13 protein-coding genes are annotated in these 14021 nt (G+C 62.7%); 10 read left to right on the plus strand and 3 right to left on the minus strand.

The annotated features are described in order from the left end of the window. Positions 1–339 precede the first annotated feature (339 nt). From KVQ74_RS20450 to KVQ74_RS20485, 8 genes are all read left to right on the plus strand, one after another. Complete coding sequence (locus KVQ74_RS20450) at positions 340–1581, plus strand: SfnB family sulfur acquisition oxidoreductase (protein ID WP_217832968.1); 1242 nt, start codon at positions 340–342, stop codon at positions 1579–1581. A gap of 38 nt (positions 1582–1619) precedes the next feature. Continuing rightward, the gene (locus KVQ74_RS20455; RefSeq protein ID WP_217832969.1) at positions 1620–2813 is read left to right on the plus strand and encodes an SfnB family sulfur acquisition oxidoreductase; all 1194 of its coding nucleotides are present in this window, start codon (positions 1620–1622) and stop codon (positions 2811–2813) included. After that, the gene (locus tag KVQ74_RS20460; protein ID WP_217832970.1) at positions 2813–4171 is read left to right on the plus strand and encodes an LLM class flavin-dependent oxidoreductase; all 1359 of its coding nucleotides are present in this window, start codon (positions 2813–2815) and stop codon (positions 4169–4171) included. The genes KVQ74_RS20455 and KVQ74_RS20460 overlap by 1 nt, the downstream gene beginning before the upstream one ends. 74 nt (positions 4172–4245) lie before the next feature. Beyond that, complete coding sequence (locus KVQ74_RS20465) at positions 4246–5055, plus strand: MetQ/NlpA family ABC transporter substrate-binding protein (RefSeq protein WP_217832971.1); 810 nt, start codon at positions 4246–4248, stop codon at positions 5053–5055. Positions 5056–5057: 2 nt separating this feature from the next. Continuing rightward, positions 5058–6194, plus strand: a complete 1137-nt coding sequence (locus tag KVQ74_RS20470; protein ID WP_217832972.1) for a methionine ABC transporter ATP-binding protein — start codon at positions 5058–5060, stop codon at positions 6192–6194. Then, positions 6184–6828, plus strand: coding sequence for a methionine ABC transporter permease (locus KVQ74_RS20475; protein ID WP_065261159.1), 645 nt, complete (start codon positions 6184–6186; stop codon positions 6826–6828). The genes KVQ74_RS20470 and KVQ74_RS20475 overlap by 11 nt, the downstream gene beginning before the upstream one ends. Positions 6829–7207: 379 nt before the next feature. Beyond that, entirely contained in the window at positions 7208–7564 is a 357-nt protein-coding gene (locus tag KVQ74_RS20480) for a DUF6124 family protein (protein ID WP_217832973.1), read from the plus strand. A gap of 118 nt (positions 7565–7682) precedes the next feature. Continuing rightward, positions 7683–8309, plus strand: coding sequence for a class I SAM-dependent methyltransferase (locus tag KVQ74_RS20485; RefSeq protein WP_217832974.1), 627 nt, complete (start codon positions 7683–7685; stop codon positions 8307–8309). A gap of 9 nt (positions 8310–8318) precedes the next feature. On the opposite strand, the gene KVQ74_RS20490 is transcribed toward KVQ74_RS20485, so the two are convergent. The 3 genes from KVQ74_RS20490 to KVQ74_RS20500 all read right to left on the minus strand — a co-directional run bounded on the left by KVQ74_RS20490 (position 8319) and on the right by KVQ74_RS20500 (position 11755). Continuing rightward, positions 8319–10574 carry a glycoside hydrolase gene (locus KVQ74_RS20490; RefSeq protein WP_217832975.1) on the minus strand — a complete coding sequence of 752 codons (2256 nt, stop codon included), beginning with the start codon at positions 10572–10574 and terminating at the stop codon, positions 8319–8321. A 142-nt stretch (positions 10575–10716) separates the two neighbouring features. Beyond that, positions 10717–10974: a hypothetical protein gene (locus KVQ74_RS20495; protein ID WP_217832976.1), complete on the minus strand. Its 258-nt coding sequence runs from the start codon at positions 10972–10974 to the stop codon at positions 10717–10719. Next, on the minus strand, positions 10964–11755 hold the full coding sequence (locus tag KVQ74_RS20500; protein WP_217832977.1) for an MlaA family lipoprotein: 792 nt from the start codon (positions 11753–11755) through the stop codon (positions 10964–10966). Before KVQ74_RS20500 ends, KVQ74_RS20495 begins: the two co-directional genes overlap by 11 nt. Before the next feature lie 166 nt (positions 11756–11921). Here KVQ74_RS20500 and KVQ74_RS20505 point away from each other — a divergent pair, with 166 nt between their 5' ends. Both KVQ74_RS20505 and KVQ74_RS20510 read left to right on the plus strand, forming a co-directional pair. Next, on the plus strand, positions 11922–12632 hold the full coding sequence (locus KVQ74_RS20505) for a response regulator (RefSeq protein WP_217832978.1): 711 nt from the start codon (positions 11922–11924) through the stop codon (positions 12630–12632). Continuing rightward, on the plus strand, positions 12629–13969 hold the full coding sequence (locus KVQ74_RS20510) for an ATP-binding protein (protein WP_217832979.1): 1341 nt from the start codon (positions 12629–12631) through the stop codon (positions 13967–13969). The genes KVQ74_RS20505 and KVQ74_RS20510 overlap by 4 nt, the downstream gene beginning before the upstream one ends. Positions 13970–14021: the final 52 nt, after the last annotated feature.

A 14021-nucleotide genomic window follows, 5' to 3' on the forward strand; every position in this document is an offset into this window, starting at 1 on the left:
CGTCTGAAAAAGGTGACTCGCCGTAAGGGCGAAACCGCCAGCAAAAACACCCGAAGCAACGGATATTCACCCAAACCAGACAAGAACCTGGTCGGCCCAGAGGCCGCCAAGTCCCCCCTAACCAACCCGTCCATACCCCCTTCTATACATATTCCTAAAAGTTAGTTTATTTAATTTTTACACAAGCTTAGGGTATATAAACCGGACCACCGGACATTCTTCCATTCGCCGCAAACCTGCGGCGTTTTTCATGAAATGTGAGGTAGGTAACATGGTCCGGAACCCAATCACCCCAGTGCAGATCGCCAGGGCATTGCGTGCAGCCAAGGAGCGGCACTGATGTCCAGTCTGGCAGACGCAAACGTCCAGAGTGACCTGGACATCGCCCCGTTGTTGTTGCCCGCGCAAGTCCTGCGCAACGACGCACAAGCCATCAAGGCCGCCCATGATCTGGCGCAAGTCGCCCGCGTGCAGGCCGCCAAACGCGACCGTCAGCGCAAGCTGCCGTGGTCGGAAATCGAACAGTTCACCCGCAGCGGCCTCGGCAGCATCGCCATTCCTCGTGAATACGGCGGGCCACAGGTCTCTTTCGTCACACTCGCCGAAGTATTCGCGATCATTTCCGCAGCGGACCCGGCCCTGGGGCAGATTCCGCAAAACCAGTTCGGCATCATCAATCTGGTGCTCGGCAGCGCCACCGAAGCGCAGAAACACCAGCTGTTCCAGAGCGTGCTCGAAGGCTGGCGCATCGGTAATGCAGGGCCGGAGCGCGGCACCAAAAACACGCTGGAACTGAAAGCGCGGATCACCGCCGATGGCGACGATTACGTGATCAACGGCCAGAAGTTCTATTCCACCGGCGCCCTCTTCGCCCACTGGGTCGCGGTCAAGGCACTGAACGATGACGGCAAACAGGTGCTAGCCTTCGTCAGGCGCGGCACGCCGGGTCTGCGCATCGTCGACGACTGGTCGGGCTTCGGCCAGCGCACCACCGCCAGCGGCACGATTCTGCTGAACAACGTGCGGGTCGAGTCGAACCTCGTGGTGGACAACTGGAAGATCAACGAAAAGCCCAACACCCAGGGCGCCGTGTCGCAGTTGATCCAGGCTGCAATTGACGCCGGCATCGCCCGTGGTGCCCTCGATGACGCCATCGAGTTCGTCAAGACCCGCGCCCGGCCATGGATCGATGCCAAGGTCGAACGCGCCAGCGATGACCTCTATGTGATCGCCGATATCGGCAGACTGAAAATCGAACTGCACGCCGCCGAAGCACTGCTGCGCAAGGCCGGACAAGTGCTGGATCAGGTGCATGCCGCGCCGCTCACCGCCGAATCCGCTGCCCGCGCCTCGATTGCCGTGGCCGAGGCCAAGGTGCTGACCACCGAAATCTCGTTGCTGGCCAGCGAAAAGCTCTTCGAGCTGGCGGGCAGCCGCGCCACCCTCGCCGAATTCAACCTCGACCGTCACTGGCGCAATGCCCGGGTCCACACCCTGCACGACCCGGTGCGCTGGAAGTATCACGCAGTCGGCGCCTATCGCCTGAACGGCACGTTGCCAGCTCGTCATTCCTGGATTTGACGACCAGAACATTTTTGACCAGATCTCTGGAGAAACACATGACTCTTTCTCATCCCGTCGCGGTCATCACCAGCGACGAGCAAGCCCTGATCGTCGCCAGCGACCTGGCCGAAGACTTCCAGCGCGACAGCAACCTGCGTGACCGCGAACGACGCCTGCCACTGGCGGAACTGGAGGTATTTTCCCGCTCCGGTCTGTGGGGCATCAGCGTGCCCAGGGAGTATGGTGGCGCCGCTGTGTCCAACGTGACCCTGGCCAAAGTCATCGCCCTGATCGCCCGGGCCGACGGCTCCCTCGGGCAGATCCCGCAGAATCATTTCTATGCCCTCGAAGTGCTGCGTGTGAATGGCAGCCACGAGCAGAAACAACGTCTCTACGCCGAAGCACTCGCCGGCCGGCGCTTCGGCAATGCGTTGGCGGAACTGGGCACCAAAACCGCCCATGACCGCATCACCCGCCTGACGCGCCATGGCGACGGCTTCCACATCAACGGGCGCAAGTTCTACGCGACCGGTGCGATCTACGCGCAGCGCATTCCGACGTTGGTGGTCGATGAAAACGGCGTGCAGCAATTGGCCTTCGTCCCTCGCGACAGCAAGGGCCTGACGGTGATCGACGACTGGAGCGGCTTCGGCCAGCGCACCACCGGCAGCGGCTCGGTGGTATTCGAGGATGTGTACGTCGCCGCCGAAGACGTGGTTGCGTTCCAGAGCGCTTTCGAGCGCCCGACCACGGTCGGCCCGCTGGCGCAGATTCTCCACGCCGCCATCGACACCGGCATCGCCCGCGCCGCCTTCGAGGACGCGTTGCACTTCGTGCGCAGCAAGACCCGGCCATGGATCGACTCGGGTAACGACAACGCCACCGAAGACCCGCTGACCCTCAAGAGCTTCGGCCACTTGAGCATCCGCCTGCACGCCACCGAAGCGTTGCTCGAGCGTGCCGGCGAATTCGTCGATGCGGCGCAGGCCGAGTCCAATGCCGAGACGGTCGCCGCCGCATCGATTGCCGTGGCCGAAGCCCGGGCGATCAGCACCGAAATCTCCCTCGCTGCCGGCAGCACCCTGTTCGAACTCGCCGGCAGCCAGGCCACCCTGATTGAACACGGCCTCGACCGGCACTGGCGCAACGCCCGGGTGCATACCCTGCACGACCCGGTGCGCTGGAAATACCACGCGGTCGGCAACTACTACCTCAACGATGAAAACCCTCCGCTGCGGGGGACCATCTGATGACGGCGGCAAAAAAGAAGATTCTGCTCAACGCGTTCAACATGAACTGCATCGGCCACATCAACCATGGTTTGTGGACGCATCCGCGCGATACCTCGACCCGCTACAAGACCATCGAGTACTGGACCGAACTGGCGCAACTGCTGGAGCGCGGACTGTTCGACGGCCTGTTCATCGCTGACATCGTCGGCGTGTACGACGTCTATCAGAACGCGGTGGACGTGACGCTGAAGGAGTCGATCCAGTTGCCGGTCAACGATCCGTTGCTGCTGGTTTCGGCGATGGCGGCGGTGACGAAAAATCTCGGTTTCGGCCTCACCGCCAACCTCACCTACGAGCCGCCGTACCTGTTCGCCCGACGCATGTCGACCCTCGATCACCTGAGCCGTGGACGGGTCGGCTGGAACATCGTCACCGGTTATCTGGACAGCGCCGCCAAGGCCATGGGCCTCAGCGAACAGGTCGAGCATGACCGGCGTTACGACCAGGCGGACGAGTACCTCGAAGTCCTCTACAAGCTTTGGGAAGGCAGCTGGGAAAACGACGCGGTGCTCAACGACCCGCAAGAGCGGGTCTACGCCTTGCCGGACAAAGTCCACAAGGTCGAGCACAAGGGCGAGTTCTATCAGGTCGAGGGTTATCACCTGTGCGAGCCGTCGCCGCAGCGCACACCCGTGCTGTTCCAGGCCGGCAGTTCGGATCGCGGCCTGCTGTTCGCCGGACGTCACGCGGAGTGCGTGTTCATCAGCGGTCAGAACAAGCCGTCGACCAAAACTCAGGTGGACAAGGTGCGCGCCAGCGCCGTCCAAGCGGGGCGCAATCCAGAGGACATCAAGGTGTTCATGGGCCTGAACGTGATCGTCGGCGCCACCGAGGAAGCGGCCTGGGCCAAACACGCCGAGTACCTGAGCTACGCCAGCGCCGAAGCCGGCGTGGCGCATTTTTCGGCGTCCACCGGGATCGATTTTTCCCAGTACGAGATCGACGAACCGATCCAGTACGTGAAAAGCAACGCGATCCAGTCGGCCACCAAGAACCTGCAGAACAACGACTGGACACGGCGCAAATTGCTCGACCAGCACGCCCTCGGCGGTCGCTACATCACCGTGGTCGGCTCGCCGCAGCAAGTGGCGGATGAGCTGGAATCGTGGATCGCCGAAACCGGCCTCGACGGCTTCAACCTGACGCGCATTGTCACCCCGGAAAGCTATGTGGACTTCATCGATCTGGTGATTCCGGAGCTGCAACGGCGCGGGTCGTACAAGACCGCTTATGACGACGGCAGCCTGCGGGAAAAGCTGTTCCACGGCACAGCGCATCTGCCACCGCAACACACGGGATCGGCGTTGCGCCGCTGAAAGTTTCGTGAGCAAGCCCGCTCCCACGGGCCTTGCCCGGACATAAAAACTCATGCACTGACTGGATAACCACCATGACCAAGAAACTCCTGACCCACCCAGTCAAAGCACTGGCCCTGGCCCTCGGCCTGTTCAGCCCGGCGGTATTCGCCGCCGATGCCCCATTGAAAGTCGGCACCACCGCCGCGTTCGCCATTCCGCTGGAAGCCGCCGTCGAAGAGGCCTCCAAACAAGGTCTGAAAGTCGAGCTGGTGGAGTTCACCGACTGGATCGCGCCCAACGTCAGCCTCGCGGCCGGCGACATTGACGTGAACTACTTCCAGCACATTCCCTTCCTGGAAAACGCCAAGACCGCCTCCGGTTTCGACCTGGTGCCGTTCGCGCCGGGAATCATCAACAACGTCGGCCTGTACTCGAAGAAATACAAGAGCTTCGACGAGTTGCCCGAAGGCGCCAGCGTCGCGATCGCCAATGATCCGATCAACAGCGGTCGTGGCCTGCAACTGCTGGCGAAGGCCGGCCTGATCACCTTGAAACCCGGCGTTGGCTACAAGGCCACCGAAGACGACATCGTCAGCAACCCGAAGAAGATCAAGATCCTGCAAGTCGAAGCCGTGCAACTGGTGCGCGCCTACGATGACGCCGATCTGGTGCAGGGCTACCCGGCCTATATTCGCCTGGCGAAGACCTTCGATGCCGGCTCCGCGTTGCTGTTCGACGGCCTCGATCACAAGGAGTACGTGATTCAGTTCGTGATCCAGCCGAAGAGCAAGACCGACCCGCGCCTGATCAAGTTCGTCGACATCTACCAGCACTCGCCAGCGGTGCGCGCCGCCCTGGATAAAGCCCACGGCAAGCTGTACCAGGCCGGTTGGGAAAGCTGAGCATGAGCGCCGCCATCCAACGGCGACTGGAGAATCCAGAGCCACACTCTCTTTCCGAGAGGCATGCCGACAGCACCGAACTGCACCCCGAGCTGAACCGCGCCCACGTGCGCTTCATCGGCCTCGGCAAGACTTACAACGGCGCCCAAGGCCCGGTCGCGGCGCTGCAAGGTATCGACCTGGCGATCCAGCGCGGTGAAGTGTTCGGCATCATCGGCCGCAGCGGCGCCGGCAAGTCGTCGCTGATCCGCACCATCAATCGTCTGGAACAGCCGACCTCGGGCCGGGTGCTGATCGATCAGGTCGACATCGGCGGGTTCGACGAGGACCGCCTGGTCGCCCTGCGTCGGCGGATCGGCATGATCTTCCAGCACTTCAACCTGATGTCGGCCAAGACCGTCTGGCAGAACGTCGAGCTGCCGTTGAAAGTCGCCGGCGTACCCAAGGAACAACGCGACAGGAAAGTCAGCGAACTGCTGGAGCTGGTTGGCCTGCAAGCCAAGCACAAGGCCTATCCGGCACAGCTGTCCGGTGGACAGAAACAGCGCGTCGGCATCGCCCGCGCGCTGGTGCATGACCCGGACATTCTGCTGTGCGACGAGGCGACCTCGGCGCTGGATCCGGAAACCACCCAATCGATCCTCGGCCTGCTGCGCGAGATCAACCGGCGCCTGGGCCTGACCATCGTGCTGATTACCCATGAGATGGCGGTGATCCGCGAAATCTGCGACCGGGTGGTGGTGCTGGAACACGGACGCATCGTCGAGCAAGGCCCGGTGTGGGAAGTGTTCGGCAACCCGCAGCACGAAGTCAGCCAGACCCTGCTCGCGCCGCTGCAGCATGCCCTGCCCGAAGAGTTGCAGAGCCGTTTGCAGGCGCAATCGCCCTCCCCCGACGCCGCCGTGGTGCTGCGCTTGCAGTTCACCGGCAGCAGCCAGGACGAACCGGATCTGGCGGCGCTGTTCGGCGCCCTCGGTGGCCGGGTGAGACTGTTGCAGGGTGGTGTGGAACGGATTCAGGGCCATACCCTCGGGCAACTGCTGCTGGCGGTGACCGGCTCAGGCTTGAGTGCCGAGCAATTGCGCCAGCGCGCCGCGCCATGGGCACAACGCACGGAGGTGCTGGGTTATGTGGTTTGATCGCTTGCTGCAGGGTTTCATCGACACGTTCCTGATGGTCGGTGTGTCGTCGTTGATCGCGTTGCTGGCCGGGATTCCCATGGCGGTGATTCTGGTCACCAGCGACAAGGGCGGCATCTACGAAGCGCCGGTGCTGAACCGCGCCCTGGGCGCCTTCGTCAATCTGTTCCGCTCGATTCCGTTTCTGATTCTGATGGTGGCGCTGATCCCGTTCACCCGGCTGATCGTCGGCACCACCTATGGTGTCTGGGCCGCTGTTGTGCCGCTGACGATTGCCGCGACGCCGTTCTTTGCGCGGATCGCCGAAGTGAGCCTGCGCGAAGTCGATCATGGCTTGATCGAGGCCGCGCAAGCCATGGGCTGCCGGCGCTGGCACATCGTCTGGCATGTGCTGTTGCCCGAAGCGCTGCCGGGGATTGTCGGCGGCTTCACCATCACGCTGGTGACGATGATCAACTCCTCGGCAATGGCCGGCGCAATCGGTGCCGGCGGGCTGGGCGACATCGCCTATCGCTACGGCTACCAACGTTTCGACAGCCAGATCATGCTCACGGTGATCGTGCTGCTGGTGGCGCTGGTGGCCGTGATTCAGCTCGGTGGCGACCGCTTGGCGAGGGGGTTGAACAAGCGCTGAAACACCCTGCCGATGAGCGATTTGGGCGTGGTCGGATCACAACGCGAATTCTCCGGAATTTCAGGCAATGTCCTCGGTGAAAAACCGACTTTTCCGACACGGAAAAGGCTGATTCGCCAGCCCGGATCAGGTTCGTTTGCAGGACGCTTCCGAGATGGTTTCCTGCGCTTGTGCCTGAAATTTGCGCTGGCTAATCTCCGATTATCACTGCCCTGCAGTGACCGGGTTCAGTCGTACGGATTTCGCAGGACACACAACCTCATCTGCTCCAGGGAGGCTGTGCGCAGCCTGGCGGTCAGTGACTGACCTGCGTGCAGCCGCTGCCCTGATCGTCCAGTCTCGGGACGGGCCGGCTCCCATCACCGCCAGGAGTTTGCTCATGGAAAAACGCCTTCCCGATCCGCCGTTCAACCTCGCGTCCAACAAGAGTTTCACCGAGGACTTGCTCAAGGATCGTTCCGCACTGTGCCGTGCCGTCGATTCCCACCTGACCGGCAACCCGGTCGCCGCTCCGGGGAATCTGCACATGTACAACATCAGCGACGAGGTGACACTCGAGGACGCCCAACTGTATATCGCCGATCTGCTGCGCTGCGCCTCGGTCACCGCGCATCAGTGTGGCGACCACCTCGATGGCGCGGACCGCGCCATGGTGTTCTCGGTCTGGCACTTGCTGGAGATCGCCAAGGCGATGGTCGATCGCTCGATCGATTGCCTGCACATCAAGCCACGCTGATCCCTTCTCGCTCCCAGCCGATCAATGTGGGAGCGAACCTGCTCGCGATGGACTGCACAGCAGCCGCCGGCCGCATGGCGTATATTCGGCCAATCTCCATCGCCTGCGCAGCCCGCCCATGAAGCAAAGTCCCGACGACCTCGAACAGATCACCACGACCACCCTGGGCCATTACAACGCCGTGGCCGAAAGCTTTCGCGAAGGCACCCGCGATCACGATGTCAGCCAGAACATCGATGCGCTGCTGCGACATCTCCAGAGATCGGCGCCGTGGCACATTCTCGATTTCGGCTGCGGGCCGGGGCGCGACTTGCAGACCTTCACCCGCCTGGGCCACGTCGCGGTGGGCCTCGATGGCTCACAGGAGTTCGCCCGCATGGCCCGCGAGGACAGCGGTTGCGAGGTCTGGCAGCAGGACTTCCTGAAACTCGATCTGCCGGCTGAGCGCTTCGACGGAATCTTCGCCAACGCGGTGCTGTTTCATGTGCCGTTGCAAGAATTGCCGCGGGTGCTCAGGCAACTGCACGGGACACTGAAACCGGGAGGCGTGCTGTTCAGTTCCAACCCGCGCGGGGACAACCGTGAAGGCTGGAACGGACCTCGGTACGGCGCCTATCACGATCTTGAGGCGTGGCGCGGTTTGCTGAACGCCGCCGGGTTCGTGGAGCTCGAGCATTACTACCGGCCGGCGGGGTTGCCTCGGGAGCAGCAACCGTGGCTCGCCAGCGTCTGGCGCAAGGCCTGACGCGGTTTTTCAGGGCTGCGCGCCGATCTGAAAATAACTCGACTCGCCCTGCGCGGAACGCACCGTAATGCTCTGCCCCGGCAATGTCAGCCCCTGAACTTCACGCGCCTGCACGGCGAAATTGGCCAGCAGGCGCGTGCCATCCGCAAAGGTCGTCTGCTGCACCCGCCGATCCTCGCTCAGCCACTGAAAACCGGTGAGCGCCTGAGTTGCGAGGCGTTCATGCAACGGGCGGAAAAAAGCATCCTGGCGCGCGATCAGCGGCAAACGCTGCTGCAACGTATCGGCGCTCAGGTGATAGAGCGGCGGCACGTTGTAGAGCAGTTGGGTCAACTCGTTTTCGACCCGCACATTGCTCAGTTTGAGATTGTCGAACAGCCAGTGATGGGTGGTGATCACCGAGCCGTGGAACACCGCCTGATACAGCGGCAAACGGGTCTGCGGGGCGAAATGCACCGTCCGGTAAGGCTCCTTGAGCGGCACGGTTTTGAAGAACACCTCGGGCCTTTCGTTGGGGAACCAGCGGCCCACGTAATACGGGGACTTGGGGTTCTTGCTCATGTCGGGGTCACCCCAGCCGATCACCGGGGTCTGCATGCCATGGGCAAACAGCACGCCTCGTGCCGTGGTGGCGTTGCCGTCCTCCGAGCCGGCCGGCAACTGCAAGGTCTCGTTCACCCAACGTGAGGCATCGACATTGCCCTCGGCGTTCTGCGCCTGGGTCATGGTCGCACCGGGGCCATAACTGTCGAACAGCATGCCGGTGGCGTAGGCATCGAGAAACCAGCTATTGAACCCGGCCCGGGCCTGAACGGCTTTGATCCGTGCCTCGAGCAATGGCCGCACGCACTGCGGCCGGGTGTAATGCCCCGATTGCTGAAAACCGCTCTTGAATGCGCCATTGCTCAAGACCACCACACACTCGCGGTTGGCCCTGGTGCCGAGGTGCGCGGTAGTCCAGTCGGAGTTTTCAGTGCTGGTCAGCGCGGTTTCGTATGAGTCGTAAGGCGCCAGCAGATACCCGGCTTCGACGCCCTGGCGCACGGTTTCAGGGTGCCAGAGACCGCCCTCCCAGCCTTCGCCGAGGCCCAGCCACAAACGCGACAATCCAGCGGCCTGCAACTGCTCGAGCGTTGCCGGTGACAACGTGCTGCCCCAGCGCTCCGGGGTTGTTGTCAGCGCGTCGGCAAACGTCTTCGCCACTTCCCCGCGCACCCGCCCGTAACCATCGGCCAGTGCCTGCATGTCCGGCTCGGCGACTGCCTGCCAGCCACTTCGGGCCTTCTGATTGATCGCCGCATTGAGGCCGCGCAGCAACGTGGTTTGCTGGTAGCGGTCGAGCGGCGGTTTGGCGCGGCTGAGGATCTGCAAGGTTTCAGCGTCGAAGCTACCACGCAACTCGCTGGCGAGAGCATCAGTGCTCCCCAGCCGTTTCAGCAACGCCGGCCAACTGCGAACATCGGCAGGGCCGAGCAGATCATTGCCCCACAGATAAACATGACTGGCACCGAGCAGCTTCTTCGCCTCGGGGGTTTTCCGCAGTTTGTCGCTCAAGGGTTCGTATTGGCGATTGTCGATCAGCCACTGACGATAGCGTTTGGCACCGGCCAGCGGGTCGGCATCACCCAGCGACAGGATGAACGTTAGCGCTGCATTTGGATCAAGCGAGGTGAATTGATGACGGGCGGTCAGCGCCAGGGCCTTGCCATCGGCGCTGAAACTCAATCGGTTGTTATAGGGATTGCTCAGCATCCAGTTCAGCGTGAAGCGACCATGATCGACGCCCCACAGCGGCAGGCTCAGGTCCTGGGTGGTATTGAACTCGCCCTGATCCAGCAGAAAGCCTTGCCACCCTGCATCCCCGGCAGGCACGTAATGCCCCTCCGCCAACGCCCAGATCAGGCCTTTGCCCATGGCGCTGCCCGGTTGCCTGAGGAAACTCAGCTCACCGGGATCGCGAGCGCGGATGGACAGCGACAGGTCACGCTGATCGAGACGAGCACTGAGCGTCCAGGCGCCGTCGTCCCATTGCCAGTCTGCGTGCGTGGCGCTCTGCGTGAGGTGGCTGACGGCGTGCGGATCGACGCCAGCCGAGGCCTGCACCGGTTTTTCCTGGGCGGGGGTGACGCGGATCGACAACGTTGCCGGGTCGAGTTCGACACGCCAGAACGGGTTTTCCAGCACAGTGCCGGCCGAGACCCAGGACGATGACAACCCGGCGCAAGCGAACAGGGCGTAGCGCAAAACGCGATGAAAAAGCTGCATGGGGATGGCCCTTCTGCGTCGAGAGCAGGGAGGGTAAGGGCAACCGGAACGGGATGTCTGTCAGCAAAATGTTGGAAATTTGTAGAGCGCTTTCGCGGGCATCTCGCCTCCAGGTTTTTGCCGAACAGTCCCGGTCGTTCGATCAAACCGACTGCCGGGCAGGTTCTTCGTGACATCTGACAGCCGTTTCACCGTTCGCCACCAGCCAGCGAAACAGCTCGCTGACCGAAACCGTATGGCTGCGCTCGATCCAGCGCACCAGCGCCGGGCCGTAATGCTCGCTGTAGCGGCTGAGTACCACCTGGCGGCAGTCGGGCGAAAAACTCAGGGTGATTTCACGGCAGTGCAGCGGTGCTTCCGGGTGGCGACTGACCTGTTGTTGAAGCAATTCAAAAACCATCGGCCGCGGCTCCTGTGCATTGAGTTTGCGTCGCCTGCGGGGAACCCTGCTTGCCGTCCATCACGAAACCGGCGCGATGTTCGGCGACCACATTGCGCAACGCGCTGTAGTAGTCCGGCAGCTTTTGCAGGCTGTCGGTCAGCGGCAAGGCTTCGGCGCGACCATCGACGATGTCGCCAGCGGTGTTGATCGTCGACAGCGTGTCCACGGTGTCGCTGCTGTCGCCGAACGGATCGACCACAAAACTCAACACCCGTCCGACCGCGTCGCGGCTGTTGGAGGTGCCGAGCAGCGGCAACTCGACAATCGGCCCGTTGCCGATGCCCCACACACCGAAGGTCTGGCCGAAGTCTGCCTGATGGCGGGCGATGCCGAGTTTGCCGGACACATCGAACAGACCGGCCACCCCCGCCGTGGTGTTGATCACGAAACGCCCCAGGGTGTTCGCCGAACGCCGTGGATTGCCTTGCAGCAGGTCGTTGATGAACACCTTGGGCTCGCCGAAGTTGGCGACGAAGTTATGCACTCCGGTCTGGAAGACATCCGGCAGGTAGCGATAGCCCCGGGCGACCGGTGCCAGGGCGTAGTCATCCACCACCCGGTTGAACGCGAAGATCCCGCGATTGACCGGCTCCGCCGGGTCGTACACGGAATAGGCAATATCGGCGCAACGCACATCGGCCGGAGCCGACGACTGGCTGCTGCAACCGGCCAGCCCGACGGCCAGCACGGCAATTGAGGTGTTGCGGGCCAGCCAGGGAGCACAGGTGTAACGCGGCATAGGGCAAGTCTCGGGAGAAATTCGCCGTGATGCTGAGCCCAGAGTCTTGCGCAAAAATGTCTGGTTTATTGCGCCGCTGACGCTTTGTTGCACGATTGAAATATATGACGCGCCGCCACGAATGGTTTTAGATGGCGGTTCCATTCACGCCCCTAAGTGACCCTCGGTGAACAGCCTGCTGATTGTCGACGACGACCTTGAAGTCCTCGACCTGCTGAAAAAATTCTTCGTGCAACACGGCTACCGCGTCGACGTCGCCACCGACGGCGCGTCGTTGTGGGCGGCCATCGAACGCCAGCCGCCAGACCTGATCATTCTGGATGTGATGTTGCCGGGCGACAGCGGATTGATCCTGTGCCAGCAACTGCGCATTCGCCACGCCATGCCGGTGATCATGCTCACCGCCATGGGCGAACTCAGCGACCGCGTGGTCGGGCTGGAACTGGGCGCCGACGATTACCTGACCAAACCCTTCGACGCCCGCGAGTTGCTGGCTCGGGTGCGCGCCGTGTTGCGCCGGGTCGACGAACGCCGCCCGCTGGCCGAGGAACGGCCACGGCCGCTGATCGACTTCGCCGGGTGGCACCTCGACGTCACCCGCCGCGAACTGCGCTCGCCGGACAACGTGATGATTCCGCTGTCGGCGGGCGAGTTCGACCTGCTGCTGGTGTTCGTCGAGCACCCGCAACGCATCCTGACGCGCGAACAGTTGCTGGACCTGGCTCGCGGTCAACGTCACGACGCCTATGACCGCAGCATCGACGTGCAAGTCAGCCGCCTGCGCCGCAAGCTGGAGTCCGACACCAAGCGCCCGGCGATGATTCGCACCGTGCGCAATGGCGGCTATCTGTTCACCCCCGGCGTGACGCGCCGATGAACTGGCTGAAGCGGATTCGCCGGGACACGGTGGCCCGCTGGGTCGCCCTAACCATCATTCTGGCCATGCTGATTTCACTGGCGCTCAATGGCCTGTTTATCCAATTGGCCGGGGTTTGGGCGCGACCGTCATTGACCGAGGCCGGCATTCTGGAAAACGCGGCGACCATCGCCCGCCTGGTCGATGCGGCGCCGCCATCGGTGCGTGCGCAATTGGCGCGCTCGGTGACGGAGGACGGTTTCACGGTCAGTTGGCACCTTGATCGGCAGGACCTCAAGTTGCCGACCGTGGACGATCCGGTTTCCGAGGAAGGCTCGAAGATCCTGCTGCCATTGCTGCACGCCACGAGCCGGCGGATCGAAGCCTATGAGCCCAGTGATTGGGCCGAAGCCCCGGAGCAGGCCCGATACATGCTGGTGATCCAGTTGTCGGATGGCTCATGGCTGAGCTTCTCGGCGCCCTCGCGCAGTTGGGGCCTCAACGAAACGCCGCGCGTGCTGATCATCATCCTGCTGGTGCTGATCTCCACCGCCCTCGTGGCTCTGGTCGCCACCCGCCGCCTGGCCACCCCGCTGCAACGCTTCACCGAAGGCGCCCGACGTTTCGGTACAGACTTCCGCGCGCCGCCCATCGAACCCCTCGGCCCCCAGGAAATCCGTCAGGCGATCCTCGCGTTCAATGCCATGCAGGCCCAGTTGCAGCACTTCATCCGCGACCGCACGCAAATGCTCGCCGCCATCTCTCACGACCTGCGCGCGCCCCTGACCCGCATGCGCTTGCGCGGCGAATTCATCGACGACGTCGAGCAACAGCAGCGGCTGTTTCGCGACGTGGATGAAATGCAGGCCATGATCAATTCGGCGCTGGAGTTCTTTCGCGATGATGCGCGGCTGGAACCGGCCACCCAGTTCGACCTGGCGGAGCTGTTGCAGACACTGGAGGATGATTACCGCGATCAAGGCATCGAGATCGCTTTCAGCGGGCCGCAGCGCCTGGTGTATTTCGGCCGGCCGCTGGGGCTCAAGCGGGTGATGACCAATCTGCTGGATAACGCGATCAAATACGCCACGGAACCGGAGATGAAGCTGGTGGCCGACGCCGGGGAAGTACGGATCAAGGTGCTGGATCGCGGGCCGGGTATTCCGGACGCCAGCCTTGAACACGTGTTCGCGCCGTTCTTCAGGTTGGAAGGCTCGCGCAACAAAAGCACCGGGGGTGTCGGTCTGGGCTTATCCGCAGCGCGGGCGATTGTGCTGGAACATGGTGGGGAGCTGACCTTGCGCAATCGCTGGAAGGGCGGATTGCAGGCGCTGGTGATATTGCCTGTGCATTTTTGACCGGTGACTGGCGCTGAAGCGCCAGATCCGGAGGCTCTGCGGGAGCGAGCGT

This window comes from Pseudomonas botevensis (assembly GCF_019145475.1).
Classification (GTDB): domain Bacteria; phylum Pseudomonadota; class Gammaproteobacteria; order Pseudomonadales; family Pseudomonadaceae; genus Aquipseudomonas; species Aquipseudomonas botevensis.

What these genes read in the sequence shown, in the direction of transcription:
- KVQ74_RS20460 (WP_217832970.1), top strand. Translation starts at nt 2,813, where the DNA reads ATGACGGCGGCAAAAAAGAAGATTCTGCTCAACGCGTTCAACATGAAC.
- KVQ74_RS20450 (WP_217832968.1), top strand. Translation starts at nt 340, where the DNA reads ATGTCCAGTCTGGCAGACGCAAACGTCCAGAGTGACCTGGACATCGCC.
- KVQ74_RS20475 (WP_065261159.1), top strand. Translation starts at nt 6,184, where the DNA reads ATGTGGTTTGATCGCTTGCTGCAGGGTTTCATCGACACGTTCCTGATG.
- KVQ74_RS20480 (WP_217832973.1), top strand. Translation starts at nt 7,208, where the DNA reads ATGGAAAAACGCCTTCCCGATCCGCCGTTCAACCTCGCGTCCAACAAG.
- KVQ74_RS20495 (WP_217832976.1), bottom strand. Translation starts at nt 10,974, where the DNA reads ATGGTTTTTGAATTGCTTCAACAACAGGTCAGTCGCCACCCGGAAGCA.
- KVQ74_RS20490 (WP_217832975.1), bottom strand. Translation starts at nt 10,574, where the DNA reads ATGCAGCTTTTTCATCGCGTTTTGCGCTACGCCCTGTTCGCTTGCGCC.
- KVQ74_RS20455 (WP_217832969.1), top strand. Translation starts at nt 1,620, where the DNA reads ATGACTCTTTCTCATCCCGTCGCGGTCATCACCAGCGACGAGCAAGCC.
- KVQ74_RS20510 (WP_217832979.1), top strand. Translation starts at nt 12,629, where the DNA reads ATGAACTGGCTGAAGCGGATTCGCCGGGACACGGTGGCCCGCTGGGTC.
- KVQ74_RS20500 (WP_217832977.1), bottom strand. Translation starts at nt 11,755, where the DNA reads ATGCCGCGTTACACCTGTGCTCCCTGGCTGGCCCGCAACACCTCAATT.
- KVQ74_RS20470 (WP_217832972.1), top strand. Translation starts at nt 5,058, where the DNA reads ATGAGCGCCGCCATCCAACGGCGACTGGAGAATCCAGAGCCACACTCT.
- KVQ74_RS20465 (WP_217832971.1), top strand. Translation starts at nt 4,246, where the DNA reads ATGACCAAGAAACTCCTGACCCACCCAGTCAAAGCACTGGCCCTGGCC.
- KVQ74_RS20485 (WP_217832974.1), top strand. Translation starts at nt 7,683, where the DNA reads ATGAAGCAAAGTCCCGACGACCTCGAACAGATCACCACGACCACCCTG.